The 9,575-nt window shown below is 67.7% G+C and carries 9 protein-coding genes and 2 tRNA genes; 3 read left to right on the plus strand and 8 right to left on the minus strand.

All coding sequences use genetic code 11. From position 1 onward, the window contains the following. Nucleotides 1–43 precede the first annotated feature (43 nt). From Q4F91_RS11665 to hemA, 5 genes are all read right to left on the minus strand, one after another. Nucleotides 44–1,012: an ATP-binding cassette domain-containing protein gene (locus Q4F91_RS11665; RefSeq protein ID WP_303337892.1), complete on the minus strand. Its 969-nt coding sequence runs from the start codon at nucleotides 1,010–1,012 to the stop codon at nucleotides 44–46. A 35-nt stretch (nucleotides 1,013–1,047) separates the two neighbouring features. Beyond that, nucleotides 1,048–2,052, minus strand: a complete 1,005-nt coding sequence (locus Q4F91_RS11670) for an HlyD family efflux transporter periplasmic adaptor subunit (protein ID WP_303337893.1) — start codon at nucleotides 2,050–2,052, stop codon at nucleotides 1,048–1,050. 122 nt (nucleotides 2,053–2,174) lie between these two features. Further along, complete coding sequence (prmC, locus tag Q4F91_RS11675) at nucleotides 2,175–3,008, minus strand: peptide chain release factor N(5)-glutamine methyltransferase (RefSeq protein WP_303337894.1); 834 nt, start codon at nucleotides 3,006–3,008, stop codon at nucleotides 2,175–2,177. Between the two features lie 47 nt (nucleotides 3,009–3,055). Continuing rightward, nucleotides 3,056–4,132 (minus strand): peptide chain release factor 1, encoded by a 1,077-nt coding sequence (gene prfA / locus Q4F91_RS11680; protein ID WP_303337895.1) that lies wholly within the window; start codon nucleotides 4,130–4,132, stop codon nucleotides 3,056–3,058. Between the two features lie 148 nt (nucleotides 4,133–4,280). Next, nucleotides 4,281–5,570, minus strand: coding sequence for a glutamyl-tRNA reductase (hemA, locus tag Q4F91_RS11685; protein WP_303337896.1), 1,290 nt, complete (start codon nucleotides 5,568–5,570; stop codon nucleotides 4,281–4,283). A gap of 175 nt (nucleotides 5,571–5,745) precedes the next feature. Here hemA and Q4F91_RS11690 point away from each other — a divergent pair, with 175 nt between their 5' ends. Next, nucleotides 5,746–6,258 (plus strand): hypothetical protein, encoded by a 513-nt coding sequence (locus Q4F91_RS11690; protein WP_303337897.1) that lies wholly within the window; start codon nucleotides 5,746–5,748, stop codon nucleotides 6,256–6,258. A 19-nt stretch (nucleotides 6,259–6,277) separates the two neighbouring features. Further along, nucleotides 6,278–7,018 carry a 7-cyano-7-deazaguanine synthase QueC gene (queC, locus tag Q4F91_RS11695; protein WP_303337898.1) on the plus strand — a complete coding sequence of 247 codons (741 nt, stop codon included), beginning with the start codon at nucleotides 6,278–6,280 and terminating at the stop codon, nucleotides 7,016–7,018. Between the two features lie 136 nt (nucleotides 7,019–7,154). On the opposite strand, the gene Q4F91_RS11700 is transcribed toward queC, so the two are convergent. Both Q4F91_RS11700 and Q4F91_RS11705 read right to left on the minus strand, forming a co-directional pair. Further along, nucleotides 7,155–7,230, minus strand: a tRNA-Phe gene (locus tag Q4F91_RS11700). A 46-nt stretch (nucleotides 7,231–7,276) separates the two neighbouring features. Continuing rightward, nucleotides 7,277–7,352, minus strand: a tRNA-Phe gene (locus Q4F91_RS11705). A 205-nt stretch (nucleotides 7,353–7,557) separates the two neighbouring features. On the opposite strand from Q4F91_RS11705, the gene Q4F91_RS11710 reads away from it, so the two are divergent. Further along, nucleotides 7,558–8,280, plus strand: a complete 723-nt coding sequence (locus Q4F91_RS11710; RefSeq protein WP_303337899.1) for a DsbC family protein — start codon at nucleotides 7,558–7,560, stop codon at nucleotides 8,278–8,280. Between the two features lie 42 nt (nucleotides 8,281–8,322). Here the strand turns inward: Q4F91_RS11710 and Q4F91_RS11715 are convergent, their stop codons facing one another. Next, nucleotides 8,323–9,507, minus strand: coding sequence for a murein transglycosylase A (locus tag Q4F91_RS11715; RefSeq protein ID WP_303337900.1), 1,185 nt, complete (start codon nucleotides 9,505–9,507; stop codon nucleotides 8,323–8,325). Nucleotides 9,508–9,575: the final 68 nt, after the last annotated feature.

A 9,575-nucleotide genomic window follows, 5' to 3' on the forward strand; every position in this document is an offset into this window, starting at 1 on the left:
GGTGAAGCCATTTTACAACATTACTTAACGGACTTTGCGAATGCTACACTAGCCTGGCGGGGCGGGCTTCAAGTTCGATCCCGCGCGCGAGGTCGGCGGGGAGCGCCGCACGGAGGTCCGCGGCGGCCGGGTCAACGTCGCCGGCGACGAGAAGGTCGAGACGCCCCTCGCGCGGCACGGCGTCAAGCCACACCGACGCGGGGTCGGCGGAGCGCACGGCGCGCATCAGACGGCGCTTCAAGGCCTCGGCGCGCGCGGCCTCGACGCCGGCGAGGCGCAGCGCATAGGTGCGGCCGCGGGCCGATTCGATCAGCTGCTGCGGTGTGCCCGAGGCGATCAGCCGCCCCTCCTCGAGGAAGATCACCGACTCGGCGGTCTCGGCTTCCTCAAGGTACGCGGTCGAGAAGATGCAGGACATCGTGCCCGCGGCGAGGCGGTTTCTGAGCACGCCCCAGAGCTCGCGGCGCGAGATCGGGTCGACGCCCACCGTCGCCTCGTCAAGGAGCAGGAGGTCGGGCGAGGCGAGAAGGGCGCTCGCGAGCGCGAGCTTCTGCTTCATGCCGCCCGAGAGGTTCCCCGCGTGGCGCGCGGAGAAGGGGCCGAGCCCCGTGAGCTCGAGGAGCTCGAGCGCCTTGGCGCTTGCCTCCTCTCCCTCGAGCCCGCGGAGCTCGGCGGAAAGCATCAGGTTCTCCATGCAGGAGAGCTCGCGGTAGAGGCCGAGCTGCTGGGGCATGAAGGCGACGCGCTGCACGAGGTCGGGGTTGTCCGGGTCCGGCGTCTGCCCGAGGGCCTCCGCACGGCCGAGGTCAGGGGCCTCGAGGCCGCAGAGCAATTTGAGCAGCGTCGATTTTCCCGCCCCGTCCGGGCCGATCAGCGCCGTGAGGCGCACGCCCTCGGGGATCTCGACCGACACGTCCTCGAGCGCCCGGATGCGGCGGCCGCCCGGCCCCGCATAGGTCTTCGTGACGTGCTCAAGACGTGCCCGCACAGGAGTTCCCTTCGCCGTTGTCATGTTTCCTGCTCCCTTTTCAGAAAGGGTCCTTCGCTTCAGTTCGTCCGCGCCTCGGCGCCGTTCGCAAAGTCAACCGTCACCGGCTGCCCGAGCTTGAGTCTGTTCTCAGGGTCATTGACGATGAGGCGCACCTCATAGACGAGCGCCGTCCGGAGTTCCTCGGTCTGCACCGTCTTCGGCGTGAACTCCGCCTCGCTCGAGACCGAGCCGACGGTGGCCTCGACCGAGCCCATCGTGTCCGTGAGGATGAGCGCCGGGGCGCCGACCTGCACGACCCCGAGCTGAGCCTCGGAGACGTACGCGCGCACCCACTTGGGGCTCGTCACTGAGATCTCGTAGACCGTGCGCGACGAGGAGGCCATGTCGCCCGGCTCGCAGAGGCGGCTTCTCACGAAGCCCGTCACGGGCGACGTGATGACGCTCGCCTTGTTGATCTGGTAGCGCAGCTGGTCGGCCGCTGCGACGCCCGCGTCACGCGACGCGGCCGCGGCCGCGATCTCGTCGGGGCGGTTGCCGGTCTCGAGGCGCTCGAGCTCGGCCTTCGAGGCTGCGAGCGAGGCCTCAAGGGCCTTCCTCGTCCACTCGGCGTCGTCGAGACTGTCCTTCGTGCCGACGTTCGCGCGGTAGAGCTCGCGCTGGCGGCGCTCCTTGATCTGAGCGAGCGACAGGTCGCGCTCGAGCTTCACGACGTTCGCGCGCGCGGTCTCGATCTCCTCGCGCCTGAAGCCCTCGGCCTCGAGGCGCCACGCGGCCTCGAGCTGCCTCACGTTCGCCTCGGCCTGGCGGAGCTGAATCTCCGCGAGCTCGGTGTCGAGGCGCCCGAGCACATCGCCCGGCTTCACGGCGTCGCCTTCCTCGCGCTCGAGCGTCGCGATGCGGCCGCTCGTCTCAAAGGCGAGGCTCACCTCGCGCACGTCCACGCTGCCCCAGGCCGTCGTGATCTTCGGCGTCTGCATGGTCTGCCAGATCTCGAGCCCGTACCAGGCGCCGCCGGCAACGGCCGCCACGGCGAGCAGGGCGACGATTTTCTTCGCTTTCATGATGCTTCCCTTCAACCGATTCTAGAATGACCGGTCAGTTCAATATTACAGGAAGTGAAGCGATCCGGACCCTCGGGAATCCGTACGTCGTCCTAGGAAAAGGAGGAACTGAGTCTGAAGGATCAGTCCGCGCGGCGGCCCATCGTCACGCGGTCGTTGCCGCCGTAGTCGCGGATCGTGCGCACGGCGGCGAACCCCGCGTCCTCGAGCATTGCGCGCACGTCGGCGCCCTGGTCGTAGCCGTGCTCGAGAAGGAGCCACCCGCCGCGCGAGAGGCGCGCCATCGCGCCCGCGCTGATCACGCGCAGGCACTCGAGCCCGTCGATGCCGTCCGTGAGGGCGCCGAGCGGCTCGTACTCGAGGTTCCGCAGGTGCTCGTCGTCGGGACGGATGTAGGGCGGGTTGCTGACGATCAGGTCGAACTGCTCGTCGGCGGGAACGGCGTCCCACCAGAAGCCCTCGAGGAAGCGGATGTCGGCGCCGAGCACGTCGGCGTTGCCGCGGGCGATCTCGAGCGCGTCGGACGACGAGTCGGTCGCTGTCACCTTTGCGCCCGGGATCTCGAGCGCGAGCGTGACGGCGATGCAGCCGCTCCCCGTGCCGAGGTCGATGATGCGCGGGGCGGCGGGGGCGACGAGAAGGGCCTGTTCAATGAGCACCTCCGTGTCGGGGCGCGGGATGAGCACCCGGTCGGTGACCTGGAAGTGGCGCCCGTAGAACTCCTGGGTGCCCGTGAGGTAGGGCACCGGCGTGCCGGCGGCGCGCAGGGAGACGAGGAGGTCAAAGCGCATGATCTCCTCGTCGGTGAGCTCGTCGTCGTCGTGCGCGATCAGGTTCTCGCGCGTCCTGCCCGTGACGAATCCGAGCAGGATCATGGCCTCGAAGCGGCCGATGACAGGGGTGGCCTTCCCGAGCTGCGCCCGGATTGACGGACCGATCTGGGTTTCCTCAGCCATTCCCTTTTGCCTCCTCGAAAAAACTGGTGTGCGTACCCGAAAGGTTATCAGGCGAGCGCGGCGAGTGCCTCTGCCTGGTGCTGCGTCGTGAGCGCGGTGATGATTTCCTCAAGGTCGCCGTTCATGATGGCCTCGAGCCGGTAGAGCGTGAGGTTGATGCGGTGGTCGGTCACGCGCCCCTGGGGGTAGTTGTAGGTGCGGATGCGCTCGGAGCGGTCGCCCGAGCCGATGAGCGACCGGCGCTCGGAGGCCTCGCGGCTCTGCTGCTCGGCGACCTGCGCGGCATGGATGCGCGCGGCGAGGATCTGCATCGCGCGCGCCTTGTTCTGCGTCTGGCTGCGCTCGTCCTGGCACTCGACGACGAGCCCCGTGGGGAGGTGCGTGATGCGCACCGCGGAGTCCGTCTTCTGAATGTGCTGGCCGCCCGCGCCCGAGGCGCGGAAGACGTCGATGCGCAGCTCCGACGGGTCGAGCTTCACCTCCTCGATCGCGTCGAGCTCGGGGAGCACCGCGACCGTGCAGGCGGAGGTGTGGATGCGGCCCTGCGTCTCCGTGACCGGAACGCGCTGCACGCGGTGGCCGCCCGACTCGAACTTGAGCTTCGAGTAGGCACCGCGGCCGATCACGCGCACGATCACCTCCTTGTAGCCGCCGAGCTCGCTCTCGGTCTTCGAGACGATCTCGGTCTGCCAGCCCTGGGTCTCGGCGTAGCGGAGGTACATGCGCAGAACGTCGCCCGCGAAGATCGCCGCCTCGTCGCCGCCCGTGCCCGCGCGCACCTCGAGGAAGATGTTGCGCTCGTCGTTAGGGTCCTTCGGCAGCAGCTGGATCTCGAGGTCCTTCTCGAGGCGCTCGAGCGCCGCGCGGGCCGTTTCGATCTCCTCCTGCGCGAAGTCGCGCATCGACGGATCCTCGAGAAGCTCCTTCGCGGTGTTGAGGTCGTCCTCGGCGCGCTCGTAGTCGGCCATCATCACGACGACGGGCTCGATCTCCGCGCGTTCGCGCGTCAGGTCGCGGAACCGGTTCATGTCGGCCGCGGTCTCGGGAGCCGCGAGCATGCGGTCGATCTCCTCAAGGCGGCGCGAGAGTGCGGAAAGCTTCGAACGGACTTTGTCGGTGAGCATGACGGGGAATCTGAAGGTCGGGGGTTGATGCAAACCCACAAGGATAAACGTATGCCGCGGCGGACGCTGACGGTTCCTCCGCGCCCCAAACAAAACGGGACGCCTTCTGGAAGACGTCCCGTCGCAGCCGGCCGGTCAGACGCTTTTTTCAGCGGTCGTGACGGCGGTAGAAGCGGTCGAGCATGCGCTCCATCAGATCGCGGTCCTCCGTGGAGAGACCCTCGCCGTTGCGGAGCAGGATCGTCGGGTCGTGGAGCAGCTTGTTCGTGAGGCCGTGGGCGAGCATCTCGAGCACTTCCTCGGGCTTGTCGCCGTGGTGCAGGTGGCGGAGCGCCCTCGTGAGCTCCTCGTCGCGCAGGAAGTTCGCGCGGTCGCGAAGCGACTGGATGGTCGGGACGGCGGCGCGCAGCTTGATCCACTCGACGAAGTCCGCCACGCGCAGACCGATGATCGTCTCGGCCTGGGTGATGGCGGCCTGGCGGGACTGCTTGCCCTCGCTCACGACCTTGCCGAGATCGTCGACCGTGTAGACGTAGACGTCGTCGAGGCGGTCGACCTCGGGCTCGACGTCGCGCGGCACCGCGAGGTCGACGATGAACATCGGGCGGTGACGGCGCTCGGCGACGGCGCGCTCGATCATGCCGAGGCCGATGATCGGCAGAGCGGAGGCCGTGCAGGAGATGACGATGTCGTACTGGGCGATCGTGTCGGGGAGGTTCGCGAGCGGAATCGCGTCGGCGTGCACGGTGCGCGCGAGCACCTGGCCGCGCTCGACCGTGCGGTTCGCGATGGTGATGCTCTTCGGCTTCTGGGCGGCGAAGTGGGCCGCGCAGAGCTCGATCATCTCGCCGGCGCCGACGAAGAGCACGCGCTCGTTCGTGAGGCTGCCGAAGAGGCGGAGCGCCAGGCGGACGGCCGCGGCGGCGAGGCTCACGGAGTTGGCGCCGATCGCGGTGGCGGTGCGGACCTCCTTCGCGACCGTGAAGGTCGACTGGAAGAGGTGGTTCAGCATGACGCCGAGGCCGTGGCACTCGCGGGCGATCTTCTCGGCCTTCTTCATCTGGCCGACGATCTGGGTTTCGCCCAGGACCATCGAGTCGAGGCCCGAGGCGACGCGGAACGTGTGGCGCGCGGCCTCCTCCTGCTCGAAGGTGTAGATGTGGGGTTCGAGCTCGCGCAGCGCGACGCCCTTGCGGTTGGCGATGTACGAGAGGATGCTCGCGCGGGCGGCGGCGGTGTCCTCGCAGGCCACGTAGAGCTCGGTGCGGTTGCAGGTCGAGAGCACGGCGGTCTCATGGATGCCGCCCTGGGGCGTTCCGCTGAAGCGCTCAAGCAGATGAGCGATCGTTTCCGCGATTTCATCCGTGCCGAACGCAACGCGCTCGCGGACTGCGAGCGGGGCGGTCGTGTGGTTGAGGCCTAAGGCGAGAAGCTGCATTGCGTAAGCTCTGGTTACGAAGGGGTCGACCGGGCACCGGTTGTTTGAGTCCGGGCAGCGCGGCGAAGAGGTTATTCTTTTGGAAGTGGAGCGGATTATAGGTTGCTAATTGTTTCGCAAGCCTTAAGAGCCATGAACGCCTTGATTTGGCGGAATTTTTTAGGAGGTGCGCTCAATGCCCGATGAAAAGGTGCCCGCCGAGGCCTTCGACGCGGCCGGGGAGTCGCTCGAGGCGGTCGCGCGCGAGGCGCGCGCGCTCGTCCGGCGCCGTGCCGCGATCTCCGCGGCGGCGGCTGTGATCCCGATGCCGGGCGTCGACATCGCGGTCGATGCCGCGACCTTCGCCGACATGCTCATGCGCATCAACCGCGCCTTCGCGCTCTCGCCCGAGCAGATCGAGCGTCTGCACACCGAGGAGCGGATCGCCGTGCTCTCGGCGCTCTCCCAGGTTGGCGCGGTTTTTGCAGGACGCTACGTGACGAGCGCCGCGGCGCTCGTCGCCATCAAGCAGCTCGGAAGCCGCTGGCTCGCCGGCCGTGCGGCAAAATGGCTTCCCATCGCCGGTCAGGGCGCCGCGGCGGCGCTCTCCTGGTGGGCCGTGACGAATCTCGGCGATTCGCACATCGAGGAGTGCATGCGCGTGCGCGAGCGCGTCCGGGCGCTGCTCGCCGCGCCCTCGGCGGATTGAAGAAGAAGGAAAGAGAAAGATGACTCAGTTTTCAGAGCTCTCTGCCGTGGGCAGGGAGACGGCGGCGCTCGTGCTCTTCTCGGGCGGGCAGGACTCGACCACGTGCCTCGGCTGGGCGCTCGAGCGCTTCGGGCGCGTCGAGACGGTCGGGATCAACTACGGGCAGCGGCACCAGGCCGAGCTCGAGTGCCGCGCCCGCGTGCGGGAGAAGATCGGCGCCGTCAAACCCGAGTGGGCGGAGCGCCTGGGCGACGACCACATGCTCGCGCTTCCTGTGCTGGGCGAGATCGCCGACTGCGCGCTCACCGACTCCCGCAGGATTGAGTTCGAGTCCTCGGGGCTGCCGAACACCTTCGTGCCGGGCAGGAACCTGCTTTTCTTCACGCTCGCCGCGGCGATCGCCTACCGCAGAGGCGCCCGCGTGCTCGTGGGCGGCATGTGCGAGACGGACTTCTCCGGCTATCCGGACTGCCGCGACAACACGCTCAAGAGCCTCCAGGTCTCGCTCTCGCTCGGCCTCGACGCGCCGATGGTGATCGAGACGCCCTTGATGCGCCTCACCAAGGCCGAGACCTGGGAGCTCGCCCGCCGCATCGGCGGGGACGCCTTCGTGCAGCTCGTGCGTGACGAGACCCACACCTGCTACATGGGCGACCACTCGCACTTCCACACCTGGGGCTTCGGCTGCGGCAAGTGCCCGGCCTGCGAACTGCGCGAGCGCGGCTGGAACGAGTGGAAGGAGCACGCGCGCTTCGAGTGAGCGCCCGCTCCCCCAAGGATCCGAGGCGCGGAAGGCCCGCCGGGGCCTTCCCGCGGGGAGCCGGCGCAGATCCCGGGCGCCGGAAAAAACAAAAGCCCGCGCGGTCTTGACCGTACGGGCTTTCATTCGAAAAGGGTGGTGGCTAGGGACGGAATCGAACCGCCGACACGCGGATTTTCAATCCGCTGCTCTACCAACTGAGCTACCTAGCCACGCTTCGCCGGGAATCGCTTCCCTGTGCATCTCCGGCAGTCTGAATGGTGGCTAGGGACGGAATCGAACCGCCGACACGCGGATTTTCAATCCGCTGCTCTACCAACTGAGCTACCTAGCCACTGCCAAAATGTCGGAAGTGCGAATTATATGGATGAGTCCCGCGTTTGGCAAGACTTGCATTTGCCCCGGGGACAAAGTATGGATACCAAGTTCATGGTATAAGCGGTCGGATCCCGCCCGCTGATGCGTTCAGCTTCTCCGAAGGATCGATCCGCGATAATCTGCTGTCCGTCCATACGTCTTCAGAGAGATTGCAGTAGATCATGACTTCTCGCTTCACAAAATCCGTCGCCGCGGCCGTCACGGCCGCCTCGCTCCTTCTCTGCGCGGGAGCCGCCGCTGCCGCCGACGAGCTGACGATCCGCGACGAGCTGATGAAGACCACGGGTCTGCGCGCGGACAGCGTGCGTCCGTCGCCGATCCCGGGCATCTGGGAGCTGATCATCCAGGACCGGATCTTCTACGTCGACGACAAGGTCGAGTACGTCATCTCCGGCACGATCATCGACACCAAGACGAAGACCAACCAGACCGCGAAGCGGGCGCGCGAGTGGGCGCGCGAGAACTGGAGCCGCTGGCCGCGCCAGGACGCCGTCAAGCAGGTGATCGGCAACGGCGAGCGTGAGGTGATCGTCTTCTCGGACGCGAACTGCACGTACTGCCGCTCGATGGAGCGCGTCTTCGAGCGCGTCGGGAACCTCACCGTCTACACCTTCATCACGCCGATGATCCGCGGCGAGCAGAACAACCGCGAGATCGTCTGCAGCAAGAATCCCTCGAAGGCCTGGGTCGACTGGATGCGCAAGGGCATCACGCCGCCCGAGGCGCCCGCGGACTGCGACGCCTCCGTGATGCAGCGCAATCTCTCGCTCGCGGGCCGCTACAACATCACGGGCGCCCCGACCTTCTTCTTCCCCTCGGGCGAGCGCATGACGGGCGCGGTCTCGGCCGACCAGTTCGAGGAAATCCTCAGGGACGTGCAGTAATGCACGGCGGGGCGGCTCCCTGAAGATCCGCCCCTTCTTTCATCAGGGAATGATGTCCTCGGGGGTGAGCCCCGCGGGGACGAGCACCCATGCGCGCGCGGCGCTCTTCTGACGGCCGGCGTGCTGACCGGCTTCCTCGCCGAACCCCCAGAAGTAGTCGAAGCGGATTGTGCCGCGGATCGCGCCGCCCGTGTCCTGGGCGACGACGGGACGCGTGAAGTGGAGTTCCGGCCGGGCCTGATCGGCCTCGACGATGAAGGGCGTGCCGAGGCGCCACTCACGCGGATCCACCGCGACGGAGGCGAGCGGGGTGAGCGGGACGCCCTGGGCGCCGAGGGGGCCGAGCGCCGGGTCGCCCCGGCGCTCCTCGAAGAAGACGAAGCTCGGATTCTCGGCGAGCGCTGTCTTCACCTTCGAGGGATTGGCCTTCGCCCAGGCGCGGATGCGCTGCATGGAGAGGCCCTCGGGCTTCAGGCCCTCGTGTTTGATGAGCCAGCCGCTGATCGAGCGGTAGCGCCAGCCGTTCTGGTCGGCGAAGCCGACGCGCATGAAGCTGCCGTCGGGAAGCGCGATGCGTCCCGAGCCCTGGATGTGGAGGAAGAAGAGGTCCACCGGGTCGTCGACCCAGGCGATCGCGGGGAGGTCCGTGCGGTCCTGGATCACGCCGCGGGGATCGTAGGGAACGACGCGGCGGCCGTCGAGCTTTCCGCGCAGTCTCAGGCCCTTCAGTTCCGGGTAGAGCGAGGCGAGATCAATGACGAGGAGGTCATCGGGGACCGCGAGCACGGGGTGCTGGTACTCGCCGCCCTGCGTGCGGCTTCCCCGGAGAAGCGGCTCGTAGTAGCCCGTCATCAGGCCCGTGTCGGTGCGCTCACCCTTTTTCTTCGTGTCCGGCACGGTGACCCGCCACGGGGCGAAGCGCGTCTTGAAGAAGGCCTCCGCCGCCTCGGGAGCGGTCGACGAGGCCTCGGTGCAGAGCCTGATCCAGGGCTCGGCCTTGAGCGCCGGGCAGGAGAGCCGGAACGCGGAGAGCGCCTCGCTCCAGCCTCCCGAGACCGGGATGTCGCTGTAGGAGACCCGCTCGAAGGCCCGTCCGAGGGGCTTCTCGGGAACCGACGGCTTCTCTACCGTGGTGCAGGCGGCGAGCACGGCGAGGGCCGAGAGCGCGAGGGCGGTGCGCAGCCGCGGCAGGAGTCGGCCGGGCTTCTTGGAACGGGGGAAATTCATCTGCGGGGTCCGGAATGAATGATCGGTGTCGAAGGTAAGAGTCTAGAGGCTTCGAGGCCTGGACATAA

Source organism: Sutterella sp. (genome assembly GCF_030539355.1).
Classification (GTDB): Bacteria; Pseudomonadota; Gammaproteobacteria; order Burkholderiales; family Burkholderiaceae_F; genus Sutterella.